The organism is Enterobacter sp. BIDMC 29, assembly GCF_019378755.1.
GTDB classification, from domain to species: Bacteria; Pseudomonadota; Gammaproteobacteria; order Enterobacterales; family Enterobacteriaceae; genus Enterobacter; species Enterobacter ludwigii.
In genome coordinates this window covers 2,939,512-2,959,728 of the sequence record NZ_CP080000.1, presented here as the reverse complement: position 1 = coordinate 2,959,728, position 20,217 = coordinate 2,939,512, and the positions used below count along the sequence as shown (strand labels likewise).

21 protein-coding genes are annotated in these 20,217 nt (G+C 56.9%); 10 read left to right on the top strand and 11 right to left on the bottom strand.

Annotation, left to right across the window (positions count from 1 at the left end; genetic code table 11):
• Positions 1–63: 63 nt before the first annotated feature.
• Both nlpD and rpoS read left to right on the top strand, forming a co-directional pair.
• A complete protein-coding gene (gene nlpD / locus JTA15_RS12875; protein ID WP_020883821.1) occupies positions 64–1,188 on the top strand; it encodes a murein hydrolase activator NlpD in 1,125 nt (374 codons plus the stop codon).
• Positions 1,189–1,247: 59 nt separating this feature from the next.
• Entirely contained in the window at positions 1,248–2,240 is a 993-nt protein-coding gene (gene rpoS, locus JTA15_RS12870; RefSeq protein WP_013098493.1) for an RNA polymerase sigma factor RpoS, read from the top strand.
• 52 nt (positions 2,241–2,292) lie between these two features.
• Here the strand turns inward: rpoS and JTA15_RS12865 are convergent, their stop codons facing one another.
• The gene (locus tag JTA15_RS12865; RefSeq protein ID WP_047743518.1) at positions 2,293–2,670 is read right to left on the bottom strand and encodes a DUF4440 domain-containing protein; all 378 of its coding nucleotides are present in this window, start codon (positions 2,668–2,670) and stop codon (positions 2,293–2,295) included.
• Entirely contained in the window at positions 2,667–3,875 is a 1,209-nt protein-coding gene (locus JTA15_RS12860; protein ID WP_219372373.1) for an MFS transporter, read from the bottom strand. Before JTA15_RS12860 ends, JTA15_RS12865 begins: the two co-directional genes overlap by 4 nt.
• A gap of 107 nt (positions 3,876–3,982) precedes the next feature.
• On the opposite strand from JTA15_RS12860, the gene JTA15_RS12855 reads away from it, so the two are divergent.
• Complete coding sequence (locus JTA15_RS12855) at positions 3,983–4,870, top strand: LysR family transcriptional regulator (protein WP_219372372.1); 888 nt, start codon at positions 3,983–3,985, stop codon at positions 4,868–4,870.
• Here the strand turns inward: JTA15_RS12855 and JTA15_RS12850 are convergent.
• On the bottom strand, positions 4,867–5,274 hold the full coding sequence (locus JTA15_RS12850; RefSeq protein WP_025203368.1) for a MarR family winged helix-turn-helix transcriptional regulator: 408 nt from the start codon (positions 5,272–5,274) through the stop codon (positions 4,867–4,869). The two genes, JTA15_RS12855 and JTA15_RS12850, sit on opposite strands and share 4 nt — an antisense overlap.
• 171 nt (positions 5,275–5,445) lie before the next feature.
• On the opposite strand from JTA15_RS12850, the gene JTA15_RS12845 reads away from it, so the two are divergent.
• The 3 genes from JTA15_RS12845 to JTA15_RS12835 are packed head-to-tail and all read left to right on the top strand — an operon-like array spanning position 5,446 to position 7,713.
• Complete coding sequence (locus tag JTA15_RS12845; protein ID WP_014171383.1) at positions 5,446–6,048, top strand: non-oxidative hydroxyarylic acid decarboxylases subunit B; 603 nt, start codon at positions 5,446–5,448, stop codon at positions 6,046–6,048.
• Complete coding sequence (locus JTA15_RS12840) at positions 6,038–7,465, top strand: non-oxidative hydroxyarylic acid decarboxylases subunit C (RefSeq protein ID WP_025203369.1); 1,428 nt, start codon at positions 6,038–6,040, stop codon at positions 7,463–7,465. The genes JTA15_RS12845 and JTA15_RS12840 overlap by 11 nt, the downstream gene beginning before the upstream one ends.
• Positions 7,466–7,476: 11 nt before the next feature.
• Positions 7,477–7,713 carry a non-oxidative hydroxyarylic acid decarboxylases subunit D gene (locus JTA15_RS12835; protein ID WP_014171381.1) on the top strand — a complete coding sequence of 79 codons (237 nt, stop codon included), beginning with the start codon at positions 7,477–7,479 and terminating at the stop codon, positions 7,711–7,713.
• Positions 7,714–7,811: 98 nt separating this feature from the next.
• Here JTA15_RS12835 and mutS read toward each other — a convergent pair whose 3' ends face one another.
• Positions 7,812–10,373 carry a DNA mismatch repair protein MutS gene (gene mutS, locus JTA15_RS12830; RefSeq protein WP_014171380.1) on the bottom strand — a complete coding sequence of 854 codons (2,562 nt, stop codon included), beginning with the start codon at positions 10,371–10,373 and terminating at the stop codon, positions 7,812–7,814.
• A 113-nt stretch (positions 10,374–10,486) separates the two neighbouring features.
• A complete protein-coding gene (locus tag JTA15_RS12825; protein ID WP_032678858.1) occupies positions 10,487–10,717 on the bottom strand; it encodes a SymE family type I addiction module toxin in 231 nt (76 codons plus the stop codon).
• A 174-nt stretch (positions 10,718–10,891) separates the two neighbouring features.
• On the opposite strand from JTA15_RS12825, the gene JTA15_RS12820 reads away from it, so the two are divergent.
• A complete protein-coding gene (locus JTA15_RS12820; RefSeq protein ID WP_040018915.1) occupies positions 10,892–11,236 on the top strand; it encodes a nitrous oxide-stimulated promoter family protein in 345 nt (114 codons plus the stop codon).
• Between the two features lie 66 nt (positions 11,237–11,302).
• Here the strand turns inward: JTA15_RS12820 and flhA are convergent, their stop codons facing one another.
• The 6 genes from flhA to hypA form a co-directional block, all read right to left on the bottom strand.
• The gene (gene flhA / locus JTA15_RS12815; RefSeq protein WP_020883827.1) at positions 11,303–13,375 is read right to left on the bottom strand and encodes a formate hydrogenlyase transcriptional activator FlhA; all 2,073 of its coding nucleotides are present in this window, start codon (positions 13,373–13,375) and stop codon (positions 11,303–11,305) included.
• 63 nt (positions 13,376–13,438) lie between these two features.
• Entirely contained in the window at positions 13,439–14,449 is a 1,011-nt protein-coding gene (hypE, locus tag JTA15_RS12810) for a hydrogenase expression/formation protein HypE (RefSeq protein ID WP_219372371.1), read from the bottom strand.
• On the bottom strand, positions 14,446–15,567 hold the full coding sequence (gene hypD / locus JTA15_RS12805) for a hydrogenase formation protein HypD (RefSeq protein ID WP_219372370.1): 1,122 nt from the start codon (positions 15,565–15,567) through the stop codon (positions 14,446–14,448). The genes hypE and hypD overlap by 4 nt, the downstream gene beginning before the upstream one ends.
• A 3-nt stretch (positions 15,568–15,570) precedes the next feature.
• Positions 15,571–15,843, bottom strand: coding sequence for a HypC/HybG/HupF family hydrogenase formation chaperone (locus tag JTA15_RS12800; RefSeq protein WP_014171373.1), 273 nt, complete (start codon positions 15,841–15,843; stop codon positions 15,571–15,573).
• Complete coding sequence (gene hypB, locus JTA15_RS12795; protein ID WP_032680402.1) at positions 15,834–16,697, bottom strand: hydrogenase nickel incorporation protein HypB; 864 nt, start codon at positions 16,695–16,697, stop codon at positions 15,834–15,836. Before hypB ends, JTA15_RS12800 begins: the two co-directional genes overlap by 10 nt.
• Positions 16,698–16,700: 3 nt before the next feature.
• Positions 16,701–17,051 carry a hydrogenase maturation nickel metallochaperone HypA gene (gene hypA / locus JTA15_RS12790; protein WP_014171370.1) on the bottom strand — a complete coding sequence of 117 codons (351 nt, stop codon included), beginning with the start codon at positions 17,049–17,051 and terminating at the stop codon, positions 16,701–16,703.
• A gap of 210 nt (positions 17,052–17,261) precedes the next feature.
• On the opposite strand from hypA, the gene hycA reads away from it, so the two are divergent.
• From hycA to hycC, 3 genes are all read left to right on the top strand, one after another.
• A complete protein-coding gene (gene hycA / locus JTA15_RS12785) occupies positions 17,262–17,726 on the top strand; it encodes a formate hydrogenlyase regulator HycA (RefSeq protein ID WP_020883831.1) in 465 nt (154 codons plus the stop codon).
• Positions 17,727–17,796: 70 nt separating this feature from the next.
• Positions 17,797–18,405 (top strand): 4Fe-4S dicluster domain-containing protein, encoded by a 609-nt coding sequence (locus JTA15_RS12780; protein ID WP_014171368.1) that lies wholly within the window; start codon positions 17,797–17,799, stop codon positions 18,403–18,405.
• On the top strand, positions 18,402–20,216 hold the full coding sequence (hycC, locus tag JTA15_RS12775; RefSeq protein ID WP_032680404.1) for a formate hydrogenlyase subunit 3: 1,815 nt from the start codon (positions 18,402–18,404) through the stop codon (positions 20,214–20,216). The genes JTA15_RS12780 and hycC overlap by 4 nt, the downstream gene beginning before the upstream one ends.
• The last annotated feature ends 1 nt before the right edge of the window (position 20,217 follow it).

Genomic DNA, 20,217 nt, shown 5'->3' with positions numbered 1-20,217 from the left:
AAAGATTCGTGTCATCACGGTAAATTTTAAGTCACTGGTAGTTAACACATTCCTGGGGGATAAATGAGCGCGGGAAGCCCTAAATTCACCATCAGCCGTGTTGCGGCATTATCACTGGTTTCGCTCTGGCTGGCAGGCTGTACAAGTTCTAATAATGCACCTGCGCCCGTCAGTTCCGTGGGGGGATCCAGCAGCTCGGGTAACACGTCCAGCGGAATGTTGATCACGCCTCCGCCTAAAATGGGCACTGCTGCGGCACAACAAAATCCGCCCATTCAGCCAATGCAGCCTCCTGTTACGCAGCCAACACAGGTTCAGCCAGTGGAACACCCTGTGCAGACTCAAAATGGCCGCATAGTGTATAACCGCCAGTATGGGAACATTCCGAAAGGTAGCTATACCGGTGGGAGCACCTATACCGTAAAACGCGGCGACACGCTGTTCTATATTGCGTGGATCACCGGGAACGATTTCCGTGACCTGGCGCAGCGTAATAACGTCCAGGCCCCGTATGGTCTGGAAGTCGGCCAGACGCTCCAGGTGGGCAATGCGACGGGTACGCCGCTCACGCCTGGCAACACCGTTTCAGCGGCCGATGTCACTGCGCAAAATAACAGCGTTAAGCCTGCACAAAAATCCACCACGGTGGTTGCTTCACAACCGGTAATTACGTATTCTGAGGATTCAGGTGATCAGACTGCTAACAAAATGTTGCCGAATAATAAAGGGACTGCGACTGTTGTCACAGCACCGACTACGGCACCTGTGGTTAGCTCTACTGAACCGACTGCCAGCAGTATGACCTCCAGTTCGCCAATTTCTGCATGGCGCTGGCCAACTGACGGCAAGGTTATCGAAAACTTCTCTTCCTCCGAGGGAGGAAATAAAGGGATCGATATCGCAGGGAATAAGGGACAGGCTATTATCGCGACCGCAGACGGTCGTGTTGTATATGCCGGTAACGCTCTGCGCGGTTACGGTAATCTTATTATCATCAAACATAACGATGATTACCTGAGTGCCTACGCCCATAACGACACAATGCTGGTCCGGGAACAACAAGAAGTTAAGGCGGGGCAAAAAATCGCTACCATGGGTAGCACCGGCACCAGTTCTACACGCTTGCATTTTGAAATTCGTTACAAGGGGAAATCCGTAAACCCGCTGCAGTATTTGCCGCAGCGATAAGTTGACGGGGCATGCCAGCCAGGGTGTCTCGTTCAGGGATCACGGGTAGGAGCCACCTTATGAGTCAGAATACGCTGAAAGTTCATGATTTAAATGAAGATGCGGAATTTGATGAGAACGGAGCAGAGGCTTTTGATGAAAAAGCCTTAGTAGAAGAGGAACCCAGTGATAACGATTTGGCTGAAGAAGAGCTGTTATCGCAGGGTGCCACACAGCGTGTACTGGACGCGACTCAGCTTTACCTTGGGGAGATTGGTTACTCCCCACTGTTAACGGCCGAAGAAGAAGTCTATTTCGCACGTCGTGCTTTGCGTGGTGATGTTGCCTCGCGCCGTCGCATGATTGAAAGTAACTTGCGTCTGGTCGTGAAAATTGCCCGTCGTTACGGCAATCGAGGTCTGGCTCTGCTGGACCTGATTGAAGAGGGCAACTTAGGTCTCATCCGCGCAGTTGAGAAGTTTGACCCGGAACGCGGGTTCCGTTTCTCAACCTACGCGACCTGGTGGATTCGTCAGACCATCGAACGGGCGATTATGAACCAAACCCGTACGATTCGCCTGCCGATTCACATCGTCAAAGAGTTGAACGTCTATCTGCGTACTGCGCGCGAGTTGTCCCATAAACTGGACCACGAGCCAAGCGCGGAAGAGATCGCCGAACAACTTGATAAACCGGTTGATGACGTAAGCCGTATGCTGCGTCTCAACGAGCGCATTACCTCCGTTGACACCCCGTTGGGTGGCGACTCCGAAAAAGCGCTGCTGGACATCCTGGCCGATGAAAAAGACAACGGTCCGGAAGACACCACGCAGGACGATGACATGAAACAGAGCATCGTCAAATGGCTGTTCGAACTGAACGCCAAACAGCGTGAAGTGCTGGCACGTCGTTTCGGTTTACTGGGGTATGAAGCTGCAACACTGGAAGACGTCGGCCGCGAAATTGGCCTGACCCGTGAACGTGTTCGTCAGATTCAGGTTGAAGGTCTGCGTCGCCTGCGTGAAATCCTGCAGGGGCAAGGTCTGAATATCGAAGCGCTGTTCCGCGAATAAGCAATCTTTCATCAAAAAAGGCCCGTCGTGAGACGGGCCTTTTTCTTTTGCGTTACGGTTGTGCCGTTTCGTGCAGCAAACGCCACGTTATCTTGCCATCCTTCTGATTGAGCACGGCGGTTGACCAGCGCACATTGACGGGCTGATCCGGGCGAGTTTGCGTTTCCCGGTAGTGAAGCACTGCGCCGTTGGCCCACGTCTGTAGCGTCGTTATCTCATCAAGAACAATCTCCAGACCAGGACGGCTGCCGCGCTGAAGGTCCAGGAAACCGACAAGCGCGTTATAGTCAAAATGGACGCCACCTGGGGTGAGCATCATAAAATCCGGCTGAAAGTGGGCAAGCAGGGCGTCAACATCCCCTTCGCCCTTACCCAACCAGTTCTCCAGCTTAACGTGAACGTCGATAATGTCCTGTTCGAAATGGGTCATGGTTTCTCCTGTTGCACCTCTGAAAGCACCTGCGTGTTGTTAAGACGAAAGACGTACACGACGGGCAGTAATGTGATGGCCGCAGCAACACTAAACATCCAGTGCCATGCGGCGAGCGGCGTGAAAAACGCCAGTGTCAGGTTCAGCACCTGCGAGAGCAGGAATGCCCCGGCAAAAAAACTGATCTGACGATTAAGATTCCATAGCGCGCTGGCGTCAGGCATATCGTCGCGCGCCGTCGTTAAAAATGCGCTGCTTTGCGCCGTACTGCTGCAAAGACTGCCGCCCGCGCCCATTAACGTAAACGCGGCGCCAGGCAACAACACTGTGGTAGTGGGGCTGACGTTAAGCAGCAGTAAAACGCCCAGCGCCTGTAACAGGCAACCCACGACAATGAGAGGCCGGGGACCCACGCGGTTAAAATAACGTCCGGTCGCGGTGATCGCCATAAACGAGGCCAGAGACCATGGCAGCATCAGCATCCCCGTTGCGGCAGGTGTCATGTGCGCCTCGCTCTGAAGATAATACATCCCCGTGACGTTCACCCCAATAAACATGCCGGGTACGCACAAATAGACAAGCATGGAAAAACGCAGCAGCGGGTCGGCCAGCAGGGGCAGGTTTAACAGCCTGCTCGCTTTCACGGGGGCCCTCTCATTCTTAAGCCACACGCAGGCCAGGAAAAACGTCACGGCGGCGACAGGCGTTGTGGCAAAAAATATCCATCGCCAGCTGAGTGCCTGAACCAGCACTCCCCCCACGGCGGGTGAGCATGCAGGCGCAAGCAATGCAACCAGCATGACCGCTGAGGAGAGCCTGGCACGCTCATGGGGTTTAAATTGTTGCCAGGTCAGCGCCTGTCCGACCGGGATCAGTAAACCCCCTCCCATGCCCTGCAGCACTCGCCAGGCAATCAGGCTCTCAAGTGAGGACGACAAACCTGCCGCAACGGAGGCGGCGCTAAAGAGAAAAAGCGAAAGCAGAATGACATGCTTCGGCCCGAGCCTGCGCGTCAGCAGGGTGCTGAAGGGGATGACGAGTGTCAGACCGGCAATATAGCCGTTACTGACCCAGGCAAGCGATGAGGGCGTGGCGTTGAACGCCTGAGCCATTGCCGGAAAAGCGACGCTGGCGATAAACATATTAATTAAATCAAGAAAAAAGCCCAGCAGATAGACAACGGCGACTTTGCTGCGATACGACATGGCGGCACCTCCAGTGAGGGGCGTATCGTATCGGGCAGGGAGGAACGGATAAACGTTATAAAGCGCGATATACTGTCAAAAAATTTTTGACAGTAATAGGGCTGACCATGATTAATTTGCAGCGTACCGCGATGTTTGTCGCCGTCGCGGATAGCGGCAGTTTCACCGCCGCAGCAGAGGCAATGGGGCTGACAAAAGCGGTGGTCAGCTTCAATATCCGCCAGCTGGAAGATGAACTGGGTGTCACCCTGTTGCTGCGTTCCACCCGTCGACTGACGTTAACCGAGGCAGGGAGGCTTTTCCATCAACGGAGCGTCGCGCTTTTAAAGGATGCGGAACGCCTGAAGGACGACGTCCGTGCAAACCATGCAGGTCTCACGGGGGAGTTGCGGATCACCACCACACCGGAGTACGGCTCGCAGGTTGTGGTCCCGTTACTGGCTGAGTTTAGCCAGCAACACCCGGACCTTCGCGTGCGTCACGTTTCGTCTTCACTGCATGCCGATCTGATTTCAGAGCGCTTTGATGTCGCCATCCGGCTGGGAACCCTTGCCGATTCACGCTACCACGCGGCACTGATAACGCAGTTCACTATTTTCCCCGTAGCAACGCCCGGCTGGCTGCGTAACCATCCTGTAGAATCGCTTGAACAGCTGGCGAAAGCTGACTGGATTATTCATGAGCGCTTAGCCTCGCCGCTGCGCTGGCAGGTGAACGATGCCTGCGGTGAGCCCGCCACGCTGGAAATTAAAAAAGCACCGCGTTTGTTTGCGGACAGTGCTCAGGCGCTGATGGCCTTTGCGCTCGCGGGATGTGGCGTGGCGCTGTTGCCGGCGTGGCTGGTGCGCCATGCGCTTGATGACGGCACGCTGGTGTCGGTTTTACCGGAATATACCTTTGCGCGGCAGGGCATCTATGCGGTTTATCCCGATGCCCCGCATGTGCCTGCGAAAGTGCGCACCTTTATCGACTTTATGCGCACCCGGGTTAACTAGTCGCGCATCATTTTTTTGACGAGTGCGGAGAATTGCGCCCGCTCGTCGTTGCTCAGCCGCCCTAAAAACGCCTCGTCCACGTCATTGCCGATCGGTTTACAGCTGGCAAGCAGCGCTTCACCTTCCGGCGTCAGGAAGACGAAACGACGACGCTTGTCCGCCGGATCGTGCTCGCGTTTTACCAGTCCACGCGCCTCCATGCGGCTCAGCATCTCCGCGAGCGTCGCCTTTGTGCTGACCGCCACTTCTGTCAGAGCAACTTGCTCAATCCCCGGATTTTCGGCAATAGACCGCAATACCGCGTACTGCGGTTTGGTCAGTTCCGGCAATGCATGTTGCCAACGGGCAGTATGCTGTTGAAAAAGCTGGCGTAACAGGTGAAACGCCTCTTGTCTCAGTTCCATGAACACTCCGACGAAAAATTCTCTCCCTATGATAGCCGCTCTTGCCCAGGATTTTAACGCGGCAATTTTTAGCAATTAATGTGATCGTGTACGAACAATATTGTCAGAAACAGGATCCGGGAGTAACGTACTTAACATGTTCGTATGCGAACGAATTAATTGAGGTGCTGAATGAGATTGATAGTTGGAATGACGGGCGCAACGGGCGCGCCGCTGGGCGTAGCGTTGCTGCAGGCATTACGTGACATGCCGGAGGTGGAGACCCATCTGGTCATGTCGAAATGGGCAAAAACCACCATTGAGCTGGAGACGCCCTACACCGCACAGGATGTGGCTGCGCTGGCCGATGTTGTCCACAGCCCAGCCGATCAGGCTGCCACTATCTCATCCGGCTCGTTTCGCACCGACGGCATGATCGTCATTCCCTGCAGTATGAAAACCCTGGCAGGCATTCGCGCAGGCTACGCCGAAGGACTGGTGGGCCGTGCGGCAGATGTGGTGCTGAAAGAGGGGCGCAAACTGGTGCTGGTTCCTCGTGAAACCCCGCTCAGCACCATTCATCTCGAGAATATGCTCGCACTGTCCCGTATGGGCGTGGCAATGGTGCCGCCGATGCCCGCGTATTACAACCACCCGCAGACCGCCGACGATATCACCCATCACATTGTGACCCGCGTGCTCGACCAGTTTGGTCTGGAGCACAAAAAAGCGCGCCGCTGGAACGGGTTGCGGGAAGCAAAACATTTTTCACAGGAGAATAAAGATGGCATTTGATGATTTGAGAAGCTTCCTGCAGGCGCTCGATGAGCAAGGGCAACTGCTGAAAATTGAAGAAGAAGTGAATGCAGAACCGGACCTGGCCGCGGCAGCCAACGCCACAGGCCGTATTGGCGACGGCGCACCGGCGCTGTGGTTCGATAATATTCGCGGGTTTACCGATGCCCGGGTGGTAATGAACACCATTGGTTCCTGGCAGAATCACGCCATTTCTATGGGACTGCCCGCGAACACCCCCGTCAAAAAACAGATTGATGAGTTTATTCGCCGCTGGGATAAATTCCCCGTCACGCCAGAGCGCCGTGCAGATCCCGCCTGGGCTCAAAATACGGTGGAGGGTGAAGACATTAACCTTTTCGACATCCTGCCGCTGTTCCGTCTGAACGACGGTGACGGCGGTTTTTATCTCGACAAAGCGTGCGTCGTTTCGCGCGATCCGCTTGATGCGGATAACTTCGGCAAGCAGAACGTCGGTATCTATCGCATGGAAGTGAAGGGAAAACGCAAGCTGGGTCTTCAACCGGTTCCGATGCACGATATCGCCCTGCATCTGCATAAAGCGGAAGAGCGCGGTGAAGATCTGCCGGTCGCGATTACGCTTGGCAATGATCCGATTATTACACTTATGGGCGCGACGCCGCTGAAATACGATCAATCTGAGTATGAGATGGCCGGTGCGCTGCGCGAAAGCCCCTATCCCATTGCGACGGCACCGCTGACCGGCTTTGATGTACCGTGGGGATCTGAAGTCATTCTGGAAGGGGTGATTGAAGGCCGCAAGCGCGAAATCGAAGGACCCTTTGGTGAGTTTACCGGGCACTACTCTGGTGGCCGTAACATGACGGTGGTGCGTATTGATAAAGTGTCTTATCGCACAAAACCCATTTTTGAATCCCTCTACCTCGGCATGCCGTGGACCGAAATTGACTACCTGATGGGCCCGGCTACCTGTGTACCGCTCTACCAGCAGCTGAAAGCAGAATTTCCGGAAGTGCAGGCGGTCAATGCCATGTATACCCACGGTTTGCTGGCGATTATCTCCACCAAAAAACGCTACGGTGGCTTTGCCCGCGCAGTCGGCTTACGTGCTATGACCACGCCGCACGGCCTGGGCTACGTGAAGATGGTGATTATGGTGGATGAAGACGTTGACCCGTTCAACCTGCCGCAGGTGATGTGGGCGCTGTCCTCGAAGGTGAACCCGGCGGGCGATCTGGTGCAGTTGTCGAATATGTCGGTGCTTGAACTGGACCCGGGCTCCAGCCCGGCAGGCATTACCGACAAACTGATTATTGATGCCACCACGCCTGTTGCACCCGACAACCGGGGCCACTTCAGCCAGCCGGTACAGGATTTACCTGAAACCAAAGCCTGGGCCGAAAAACTGACTGCGATGCTGGCTGCACGCCAATAAGGAGGAAAAGGATGATATGTCCACGTTGTGCTGATGAGCATATTGAGGTGATGGCAACATCACCGGTGAAAGGGGTCTGGACTGTCTATCAGTGCCAGCATTGTCTGTATACCTGGCGTGACACGGAGCCGCTACGCCGGACCCACCGCGATCATTATCCGCAAGCGTTTCGCATGACGCAGAAGGATATCGATGACGCACCACAGGTGCCGACGATCCCGCCGTTACTGGCCGACGATAAGCGCTAAAAAAAAGCCGGGTGGCGGTTTCGCCTTACCCGGCCTGTTTGTTTCAGATACCGCTACTTCCCGGCAGGCCCGGTAAGCATTGCGCCACCGGGTGCAGACTACACCAGGCTTTTCAGGCGATAAATCCACTCCAGCGCCTGACGCGGCGTGAGCGAGTCCGGATCGAGATTTTCCAGTGCCTCAACGGCCGGTGACGTCTCTTCTGCCGGGGCTAGCAACGACATTTGCGTGCCATCAATCTGCGTGGCCGCGGCATTCGGTGACAGGCTCTCCAGCTCACGCAATTTCTGTCTCGCACGTTTGATCACCTCTTTAGGAACCCCCGCCAACGCGGCCACGGCCAGGCCATAGCTCTTGCTTGCGGCACCATCCTGTACGGTGTGCATAAAGGCGATGGTATCGCCGTGTTCCAGCGCATCGAGGTGGACGTTTGCCACGCCTTCCATCTTTTCTGGCAACTGTGTCAGCTCGAAATAGTGGGTTGCGAACAGCGTCATTGCCTTGATCTTATTGGCAAGGTTTTCAGCGCAGGCCCATGCCAGTGACAGACCATCATAGGTTGATGTGCCGCGCCCGACTTCATCCATCAATACCAGGCTGTATTCGGTCGCGTTATGCAGAATATTGGCGGTTTCGGTCATCTCCACCATAAAGGTTGAGCGGCCGCTGGCCAGATCGTCCGCTGCCCCGACACGGGTAAAGATACGGTCGATAGGGCCAATCTCCACTTTTTGCGCAGGAACGTAGCTGCCGATATAGGCGAGCAGAGCGATAAGCGCTGTCTGGCGCATATAGGTACTTTTACCGCCCATGTTTGGACCGGTAATGATCAGCATTCTTCTCTGCGGCGACAGGCTTAGCGGGTTAGCGATGAACGGCTCGTTCAGCACCCGTTCCACAACCGGATGACGGCCTTCGGTGATGCGAATACCGGGTTTATCGGTAAAGGTCGGGCAGGTGTAGTTCAGCGTTTCAGCGCGTTCTGCCAGGTTGACCAGCACGTCCAGCTCTGCCAGCGCACTGGCGCTTGACTGCAGGTCTGCAAGGTGCGGCATCAGCATGTCGAACAGCTCTTCATACAGCTGTTTCTCCAGCGCCAGCGCCTTGCCTTTCGAGGTGAGAACTTTGTCCTCATACTCTTTCAGTTCAGGGATAATGTAACGCTCAGCGTTTTTCAGCGTCTGGCGGCGCACGTAGTGGATGGGGGCCAGATGGCTTTGTCCACGGCTGATCTGAATGTAGTAACCGTGAACCGCGTTATAGCCCACTTTGAGGGTATCGAGCCCAAGGCGTTCGCGCTCGCGAATTTCCAGCTTATCCAGGTAGTCCGTGGCACCGTCGGCCAGCGCACGCCATTCATCCAGCTCTTCGTTGTAGCCCGGGGCAATTACGCCGCCGTCACGCACCAGAACCGGAGGTGCGTCAATAATGGCGCGTTCGAGCAGCTCGCGCAGCTCGCTAAATTCACCCATGGTTTCACGCAGTTTCTGCACCGGCGCGCTATCCACATCGGCGAGCAGGCTGCGCAATTCCGGCAACTGCTGGAAGGCATGACGCATGCGGGCGAGGTCGCGCGGACGTGCCGTACGCAGCGCCAGACGCGCAAGAATACGCTCCAGATCGCCGACCTGACGCAGCACGGGCTGCAGTTCACTGTAGCGATCCTGCAACGCGGCAATCGTCTGCTGACGACAGGTAAGCGTGTCGGTATCGCGAATGGGCATATGCAGCCAGCGTTTTAACATACGGCTGCCCATCGGCGTCACCGTGCTGTCGAGGACAGAAGCGAGGGTGTTTTCAACGCCTCCGGCCAGATTCTGGGTGATCTCCAGATTACGACGCGTCGCGGCATCCATAATGATGCTGTCCTGCTGCCGCTCCATCGTGATCGAGCGGATATGCGGCAGGGTGGTGCGCTGGGTATCTTTGACGTACTGCAGCAGGCAACCCGCGGCACACAGTCCGCGCGGGGCATTTTCCACACCAAAGCCAATCAGATCGCGGGTGCCAAACTGCAGATTCAACTGCTGGCGCGCGGTATCAATTTCGAACTCCCACAGCGGACGACGGCGCAGACCGCGGCGGCCTTCAATCAGCGCCATCTCGGCAAAATCTTCGGCATAGAGCAGTTCTGCCGGGTTCGTGCGCTGTAATTCAGCCGCCATCGTTTCACGATCTGCCGGTTCACTCAGACGAAAACGTCCGGAGCTGATATCCAGCGTCGCATAACCGAAACCTTTGCCGTCCTGCCACAGTGCCGCCAGCAGGTTATCCTGGCGCTCCTGCAGCAGGGCTTCGTCGCTGATCGTACCAGGCGTGACGATGCGCACGACTTTGCGCTCAACCGGCCCTTTTGAGGTTGCCGGATCGCCGATCTGTTCGCAGATGGCGACTGACTCACCCTGATTCACCAGTTTCGCAAGGTAGTTTTCTACCGCGTGATGCGGAATACCGGCCATGGGAATGGGCTCGCCTGCAGATGCGCCACGCCGGGTCAGCGAGATGTCGAGCAGCTGCGACGCACGTCTGGCATCGTCATAAAATAGCTCGTAAAAATCGCCCATACGGTAGAACAGCAAGATTTCCGGATGCTGTGCTTTCAGCTTCAGGTACTGCTGCATCATCGGCGTATGTGCGTCGAAATTGTCGATTGTGCTCATGGAGTTATGATGTCCATTTCTTTGAAAATAATACGCTTTGGGCGGCTCAGTGGCCGTTAGTTCCTTCTATTGTCGCATGAAAAAAAGGTACGGCGCAGAAAAATGTCGCGGCATTACGAGGTGCCTTCCTGCACTAACTCAATGACAATTTTTCCATGCTCAACCCCCACTCTGACCTGCGAATGGGTGGTAAACCCCGCTTTTTCAAGCCAGTCGCCCTTTAAGCTCAGCGCCGCATGCACGCTGTAGCGTTTGGGTATCTTGGTGTTACGGTCTTCATGACGCTTTCTGAAATACCCCACTTTCAAATGACGATAGGATTTGGTGATAGCGATCTTGTGCATACGGCCTCCGGACAACGTGGACAAGGGTCATTCCTGATGCTGTATAAAATACCAGTGATTTACTGCAGGTGTGGGCTTAATACTGGAATCAGCCTTCAGAAAACAGAATGCAACACCTGAAATCAGTAGCTGAAAGGCGTATTATAAATGCACTTTATTATCTGGTGAGCCGTTATGTCCGGAAAACGCATTACACGTGAGAAAGAGACGATCGCGAAAATGATCGCGCTGTATGAAACACAGTGTCCCCAGGCTTCGCAGGAAGAGGGGCATTATCAGGCGCTGAAAGCGTATGCCAATAAGCGCCTGGATAAATGCGTTTTTGGTGAGGAAAAACCCGCCTGTAAACAGTGCCCCGTTCACTGCTATCAGCCTGCCAGGCGCGAAGAGATGAAGCAGGTGATGCGCTGGGCTGGCCCACGTATGTTATGGCGTCATCCCATCCTAACGGTACGCCACCTGATGGATGACCGTCGCCCGGTACCGGAATTACCGGAAAAGTATCGCCCGAAAAAGTAACCGTTCAGGCGCTTCGCTGACGACCGTATCCCAACGCCTGCATGCGGGATCTCAGCCAGAATGACGCTACACCAGGCTCTCTTTATCAATCCCGAGACGTTTCATGCGCGAGAGCAGCGTGGTGCGTTTTAGCCCCAGTCGCTGGGCGGCACCTTTCGGTCCGGCCACGACACCGTTAGTCTCTTTCAGCACGCGCATGATCAGCTGATATTCGTCTTCACCTTCCTGCGCCACGTCGGTGGCTGTAACCGGGGTTTCGGGCAGGGAAACTTCGGGCAGGGAGAGTTGCAGTACGTTACCGCGCGTCAGCAATACCGCGCGCTCAATGACGTTTTCCAGTTCACGGACGTTACCCGGCCACTCCATCGAGGAGAGGGTACGTAGCGTCTCGGCGGGGATACTGTCGATGTTGCGGCCCATCCGGCGGGCTATTTTGGCGGTAAACGCTTTGACCAGCAGAGGGATATCTTCCGGCCGTTCACGCAGGGGCGGCAGGCAGATTGGGAAGACGTTCAGGCGATAATAGAGGTCGCTTCGAAACTCGCGGTCGGCGACCATTTTTTTCAGATCGCGGTTGGTGGCGGCAATGAGCCGCACGTCAGTCTGGATAAGTTTGTTACTGCCAAGACGTTCAAACTCCTGCTCCTGCAGGACGCGAAGCAGTTTGGGCTGCAGCTCCAGAGGCATGTCGCCCACTTCATCAAGGAACAACGAGCTTTTGTCCGCCAGCTCGAAACGGCCCAGACGCTGGCTGCTGGCACCGGTAAACGCGCCGCGTTCGTGGCCAAAGAGATCGCTTTCCAGCAGGCCTGCGGGCATAGCGGCGCAGTTCATCTTCACCATGCGGCGGCTGTTACGGTTGCTGAGGTTGTGGATCGCACGGGCAATCAGCTCTTTACCGGTGCCGGTTTCACCGAGGATCAGCACCGTACTGTCACTTTGCGCCACCATCTCCACCTGTTTCAGCACGCTGTACATGGCATCGCTGCGGCCAATGATTTCGCCAAACTCGCTGTCCACGTTATTGAGCTGTTCCGTCAGCGCCAGGTTTTCATCCACCAGCCGTTCTTTCAGACGGTGGATCTCCTGATAGGCCAGCGCGTTATCCAGTGCGATGGAGATACGCTCGGCAATCTGGCGCAACAGTTTCAGGTTGGCGGTGGTAAAGACGCCCTCTTCACACTGCGCCAGCTTCAGGACACCAAGCATAGTATTGCCGGACATCAGCGGCAGCAGGCACAGCGTCTGGATTTTATTCCCCCAGGTGTTAAACAGCATCCGCTCATAAGGCGCGAGCGCATCCTGCTCGTTGAGATTGAGCAGCAGGATCTCTTTGCTTTTAAATACCCGCTCAGAGAGCGTGCCCGCCTCATCCACTTCACTCTGTTCGTGGGCGGGGTTTGCCTCATCAAGATAGTGGGTGGAGTAGATGTTCAGCTTGCCTTTCCGGTGCCCCCGGAGCGCAATACTGATGGCGTCGATTTTGAAATAGTGGTGGATCTCTTTTGAGACTTCGCTGACCAGCTCATCCATATCGAGGCGCGAAAGCACCGCGTTGGTGATGGCCACCAGGATCCGGAAATTGTCACGTTCGCGGCTCAGCAGGTCATAATCCACATTATTGGTGACGCGGCTTTGAATTTGCTCCGCGACCACGGCCACAATCTGGGTAAAGGTGTGCAGACGCTCGTATTCCGCCTCGCTCCACGGCTGGTCGGTGTGACGAATAAACTCGCAGCCGCCGAAGATATGCCCTTCCACCGCCAGTGGCAGCAGGCTGTAGTGGCCGAAAGGCGGGTATAACTGACTCTGCGCCAGCATCGGCCACGCTTCGCGGAATTCCTCAAAATTGCAGTGCAGCGCCTCCGGGCGGGAAAGAATACGCCGGACAGGACCATGAGCGAGGTAGGTTTCATCCTCGTACTCAAACGCTTTGCCATTGTCGCGCGTTGAATAGTAGCTCGCGCGATGGCTTGCGCTATGCCAGAGCACAATTGCGGCGCTGTCTGCCAGCGCTGATTGCCTGACCAGCCGCGTCAGGGCATCGCTCAGCGCGCCAAGATCGGGCTGCTGTAAAAGTGTGCGCGTAATGTCAAACAGGCCCTGCTGTCCAAGATCGCTCATCGGTGTATACGGCATATTGCTTTCCAATAGAAACTGGCAAAAAAGAGAAAGTCAGTGCTGACCGCTTTTGGCGCGGTTCTAGCAAATGCGGGGTAAAGGTTCCGCGTGCGGCAGATCCAGCGTCCGCTTGACGCCATACAACCCGGTCAGGCGCACCCCTTTGCGCTCAACCACTTCACCAATCAGCGCGGCCTCTTTCCCGAAAGGATGTGCCCGCAGCTGTTCAAGTACGGATTCGGCCGCCGCGCGCTCCACGCCAATGACCAGCTTGCCTTCATTTGCAAAGTTTAGCGGGTCGAGCCCGAGGAGTTCGCACAAGCCGCGAACGGCAGGCTTAACGGGCAGCGCGCGTTCAGTGAGTTCGATACCCAGACCGCAGCGCGCCGCGAACTCATGTACCACGGCGTTAACCCCGCCGCGGGTCGCATCGCGCAGGGCTTTCACGCCTGGAAGGGAACGCAGGGTCTGGATAAGCGGAGTCAGTACCGCGCAATCACTGCGTAATTCTCCGTCCAGCCCCAGGCCTTCACGCAGGTTCAGGATCGTCGCCCCGTGGCAGCCCAGCGATCCGCTGACGATCAGCACGTCGCCGACGGCAAGCTGCTGCGCGCCCCAGTGAATGTCGGCAGGGATCGCCCCCATGCCGGCGGTATTGATGAACAGTTTGTCGGCTGCGCCACGCTGGACCACTTTGGTGTCGCCGGTGACGATGGCGATACCCGCCTCGCGTGCCGTGTGCGCCATGCTGCTGACGACCGCAGAGAGCGTCTCCATCGGCAGCCCCTCTTCAAGGATAAAGCCGCAGGAGAGAAAGCGCGGAACAGCACCGCTGACGGCCACGTCGTTTGCCGTACCGCAGACCGCGAGCTTGCCGATATCGCCGCCCGGGAAGAACAGCGGGTCAATCACGTAGCTGTCGGTGGAAAAGGCCAGCCTGTCGCCCTGCGCGGTCAGGGTGGAGAGGTCAATGCGGGCCTGATCCTCCTGCTCCGCCAGCCAGGGGTTATCAAACGCGTCCATAAACAGACGGTTAATCAGCAGCTGCATCGCCAGGCCGCCGCTGCCGTGTGCCATTTCAACCGTATTCATGCTTCAGACTCCTGATTGCGATACTGATACCACGCGGCACACGCCCCTTCGGAAGAGACCATCAGCGCGCCAAAAGCCGTTTGCGGGTTACAGGTGTTGCCAAATAACGGGCAGTGATGGGGTTTGCATTTGCCGGTGAGCACTTCGCCACAGCGGGCCCGCGGGTCGTCACACACCTGTTGCGGCTGCGGGCGGAAGTGGGCTTCGGCGTCGAACGACCGGTAGGCTGGCGTCAGGCGCACGCCGGACTCAGCAATCAGCCCCAGACCACGCCATTCGCTGTCGCCCTCGATGCTAAATACCTCGGCTATCGCCTGCTGGGCCACCACATTTCCACTGTCGGGGACGACACGGCGGTACTGATTTTCTACTGCACTCTGGGCTGCTATTTTCTGCTCAACCAGCATGGTCACGCCTTGCAGTAGATCAAGAGGTTCGAAACCAGCCACCACTAAAGGCCGTTCGAACTGTTCAGCGATAAAGCCGTAGGCCGACGTCCCGATAACCATGCTGACATGGCCCGGCGCCAGAAAAGCGTCAATTCCGTTGTCCGGCTCTTCAAGCAGGCTGCGTAACGTCGGGATGAGCGTAATGTGCTGGCAAAAAAAGAAAAAGTTATCAATGTTGCGGGCTTTGGCCTGCTGCAGCGTGATGGCCGTGGCGGGCATGGTGGTTTCAAAACCAAGGCCGAAAAAGACGACTTTGCGGTCGGGGTTATGGGTGGCCAGCGTCAGGGCATCCATCGGCGAGTACACGATCCTGATATCCGCGCCCCGGGCTTTTGCCTGCAGCAGCGAGCCGTTTTTGCCCGGCACGCGCATCGCATCGCCAAAGGTACAGAAAATCACGTCAGGCTGGTGGGCTATTTCAAGGCAGGCGTCGATGCGTCCCATCGGCAGGACGCACACCGGGCAGCCGGGGCCATGGATAAACTCGATGTTTTCCGGCAGAAGCTGGTCGAGGCCAAATTTAAAGATGGCATGCGTATGCCCGCCGCAGACTTCCATAATACGCAGCGGCTTTTCGGCGGTATAGCTCAGCCGTGCCGCCCGTGTTTTCAGATGTTCAATCAGCTGCATCACCTGCTCAGGCGCGCGATATTCATCAACGTAGCGCATGGTTTACCGCTCCTCGCCGTACAGCAATGCCCCGACGTCCGGCTCCACGTCGAACATATTCTGAAGGGCATCGAGCGTGTCGCGGGCCTCCGCTTCGTTGATGATGCTCATGGCAAACCCCACGTGCACCAGCACCCACTGACCGAGGCGTGAGGCGCCGGTTTCGTCGGTGCTGCCGACGAGCGTCAGGTCGACGTCGCGCAATATACCGCACACTTCAACGCGGGCCTGATTCCCGTCAATGGCGTGAATTTGTCCGGGGACGCCTATGCACATCGTTCGCTCTCCAGCCAGTTCAGCCAGGCGTCCATCCCGTCACCGCGGGTGGCGGACACCAGCATGATGTCAATCTCCGGGTTCACTTCACGGGCATAGGCCATGCATTTATCCACGTCGAAATTCAGGTACGGCAGCAGGTCAACTTTGTTCAGCAACATCAGCGAAGCGGCGGCAAACATATGCGGATATTTAAGCGGCTTGTCTTCACCTTCGGTCACCGAGAGCACCGCGACCTTATGTCGCTCACCGAGATCGAAGCTGGCCGGACAGACCAGATTGCCCACGTTCTCAATAAACAGGATGCCGTTGTCCGCCAGCGGCAAGCGCGGCGTGGCGTCGGCAATCATTTGTGCATCCAGATGGCAGCCTTTACCCGTATTAACCTGAATGGCGGGCGTGCCGGTTTCGCGTATACGCGCGGCGTCGTTCACCGTCTGCTGATCGCCTTCGATGACCGCGCAGGAGATGCGCCCGTTCAGGCGGTGGAGCGTTTGTGTCAGCAGCGTGGTTTTGCCGGAGCCGGGGCTGGAGACCAGGTTCAGGACCAGCTGTTTACGCGTGGCAAAGCGGGCGCGGTTGCGTGCTGCAATCTGGTTGTTTTTATCCAGAACGTTGATTTCCACCTCCAGCATCTGACGCTGGCTGAGCCCCGGCGCGTGGGTACCGGCGACGCCATGCCCGTAATGCAGGTCGCCCGCAGCGGAGTGTCGGGGGGCGAAGGTGATACCGGTTAATGCCGCTGCAGGACGAGGGGCAGGTGAAAAGGGTGCGGAGCGAAACGCGGCGTGAGGACGGTGTTCATCCCCTTCTATATACAGGTTGCCTTCAGCGCAACCGCAGGTACTACACATATTTTACTCCTTCTCGATTTCGAGACGTTGGATCTGCATGCCGTCATCCGCCACGATGCGAAGCTCGCTGCTCTGGCACTGCGGACAGCGCTGAACCTTCGATGAAAGCAGAGTGACGTATTGCTGACACTGCGCGCACCAGCACTCCGCCTGCTGTTCTTCAATATGCAGTTCACAGCCTTCCGCCAGCGTGCCGCGGCACACCAGCTCAAAGCAGAAGGTCAGGGCGCTGGTTTCAACGCAGGAAAAGGCCCCGACCTGTAGCCAGACGCCGGTGACGCGTTTTGCATTGTTTGCCCGCGCCTGCTGTTCAATTAACTCGACGGCCCGCTGGCAGAGGGTGATTTCGTGCATGACGCCTCCTCAATGAATTGCCCCGATAATGCAATAACGGTGCCAGCTTGATTTTTGTTAAGGCGTGACGATGTCAATGCTGTCGAAATGACACGTCGACACGGCGCGATTGACACGCTTCTTTTGATTAAAATAGTTAAAAATCAATTAGTTAAAAACTGGCATGGAATCTGCTTAACAGCCGCTATCTCCATTAACCGGATACCTTTTATGACTATTTGGGAAATTAGCGAAAAAGCGGATTACATTGCGCAGCGCCATCAGCAGTTACAGGAGCAGTGGCACCTTTACTGCAACTCTCTGGTTCAGGGCATCACCCTGTCAAAAGCCCGTCTTCACCACGCCATGAGCTGTGCAGCGCAGGGGGATATGCGCTTTGTGCTCTTCGGCCATTTCACGATAAACGTCACCCTGGCAGACACCTTCAACAGCCACACCATCGAGTACTACGTCGAAACAAAAGAAGGTGAAAAACAGTGTATTGCGAAGGCGCAGCTGATGGCCGACGGGATGGTCGATGGTCACGTCAGTAACCGCGATCGCCAGCAGGTGCTGGAGCACTATCTGGAAAAAATCGCGCCGGTTTATAACGGCCTGTACGCCGCTGTTGAACACGATCTCCCGGTCAACCTGAAACAGCTGATGGATGGAAATACCTCAGCGAACGTGGCCTGACCATTGCGTGTCGAGAAGTGTCGACAAGACAGTTTTTCGTCAAAAATGACTATCACCAGAGGATGACCCGGTGAACCGTTTTGTAATTGCTGACTCGACGGTCTGTATTGGCTGTCGAACCTGTGAGGCGGCCTGTTCGGAAACGCACCGTCAGCACGGGCTACAGTCCATGCCGCGCCTGCGCGTCATGCGTAATGAAAAAGAGTCTGCGCCGCAGCTCTGCCACCACTGTGAAGATGCCCCCTGCGCGGGAGTCTGTCCTGTTAATGCCATCACCCGTGTCGAGGGGGCGGTGCAGCTGAATGAAAGTCTGTGCGTGAGCTGCAAACTGTGCGGCATTGCCTGCCCGTTCGGCGCGATTGAATTTTCCGGCAGCCGTCCGCTGCATATCCCGGCGAATGCCAACTCCCCGAAAGCGCCGCCAGCGCCACCTGCGCCGGCGAAGGTGAGCACGCTGCTTGACTGGGTTCCCGGCGTGCGTGCCGTTGCGGTCAAATGCGACCTGTGCAGCTTTGATGAACAAGGGCCAGCCTGTGTGCGCACCTGCCCGACGAAGGCGCTGATTCTGGTCAATATTCGCGACATCGTTCGCACCAGTAAACGTAAGCGTGAGCTGACCATTAACAGTGATTTCGGCGATCTTTCTCTGCTTCAGGCGCTGAACGAGGGGGCGAAATGAACGCGGTGATGATGATTACCAGCGCGGTGGCCTATTTTGCCGCCGCCGCTGTGTTGGCCTTGATCTTCTCTTTCCATAAAACCCTGAGCGGCTGGATAGCCGGTATCGGCGGGGCGGTTGGCAGCGTGATGACGCTGGTGGCCGGTGGCCTCGTGTTAACAGGCGGACAATCTGTCGAAGCGGTGATGCCGCTGATACGGCACACCGTTGAAATTACGCCGCTGAATGCCATCTGGCTGGTGACCTTTGGTCTGTGCGGCGTGTTTATCAGCCTGTTTAATATTGACTGGCACCGCCATCAGCACACTCAGCCCAACGGTCTGCTGGTCAATCTGCTGATGGCTGCGGCGGTCTGTACCGTGACTGCCAGCAACCTCGGCGCGCTGGTGGTGATGGCCGAGATCATGGCGCTGTGCGGCGTATTCCTTACGGGCTGTAGCACCTCCGGCAAACTGTGGTTTGCGCTGGGGCGTCTTGGCACGTTGCTGCTGGCACTGGCCTGCTGGCTGGTGTGGCAGCGCTTCGGCACGCTGGACTTCTCCGCCCTTAACGGTCAGTCGCTCGGGAATGATGTCTGGCTCCTTGGCGTGATCGGCTTTGGCCTGCTGGCCGGGATTATCCCGCTGCACGGCTGGGTGCCACAGGCACATGCACATGCCTCCGCGCCTGCCGCAGCGCTCTTCTCGACGGTTGTCATGAAGGTTGGTCTGTTCGGCATTCTGACGATAACGCTCACCGGTGGGCAGCCACCGCTGTGGTGGGGCGTTGTGCTGCTGGTCGCCGGGATGATCACCGCCTTCGTCGGCGGCCTGTACGCCCTGATGGAGCACAATATCCAGCGTCTGCTGGCGTACCACACCCTTGAGAACATCGGCATTATTCTGCTGGGTATTGGCGCAGGGGTTACCGGGCTGGCGCTCAATCAACCGGCGCTGATTGCGGCCGGCTTTATCGGCGGCCTGTATCACCTGATCAACCACAGCCTGTTTAAAAGCACCCTGTTCCTCGGGGCAGGTAGCGTCTGGTTCCGCACCGGTCATCGCGATATCGAAAAACTCGGCGGCATCGGCAAAAAAATGCCCGTTATCTCTCTGTGCATGCTGGTGGGGCTGATGGCAATGGCTGCGCTGCCACCGCTGAACGGCTTTGCCGGCGAGTGGGTTATCTATCAGTCCTTCTTCGCACTCGGCCAGAGCGAGGTGTTTATCGCCCGGTTGCTCGGCCCGCTGCTGGCGGTTGGGCTGGCGATAACCGGTGCGCTGGCGGTGATGTGTATGGCTAAAGTCTACGGCGTGACCTTCCTGGGTGCACCGCGCACGCGTGAGGCCGAAAACGCCTGCTGTGCGCCGGCATTGATGGGGGCGAGCGTTGTCGCGCTGGCGCTGTGCTGCATCGCGGGCGGGGTGGCCGCCCCGTGGCTTCTGCCGCTGCTGGGTAACGCCATTCCTCTGCCGCTCACCACGGCGCATACCGCGGTGTCCCAGCCGATGATTGCGCTGCTGCTGATTGCCGCGCCGCTGCTGCCGTTCGTGCTGATGTTGTTCTTCAGACGCGACCGCCTCTCCTCTCGAGCACGCGGTACCGCCTGGGCTTGCGGTTACGCACACGAGCAATCCATGGTGATCACAGCGCACGGCTTTGCCATGCCGGTCAAAGAGAACTTTGCCGCGGTGCTGAAACTGCGGGACTGGCTTAACCCGGTGGGGTGGGTGCCGGGCTGGCAGAGCGCTGCCGTGCCCGTGCTGTTCCGCCGACTGGCGTTGATCGAGCTGGCGGTACTGGTTGTGATTGTGATTTCACGAGGAGCCTGAC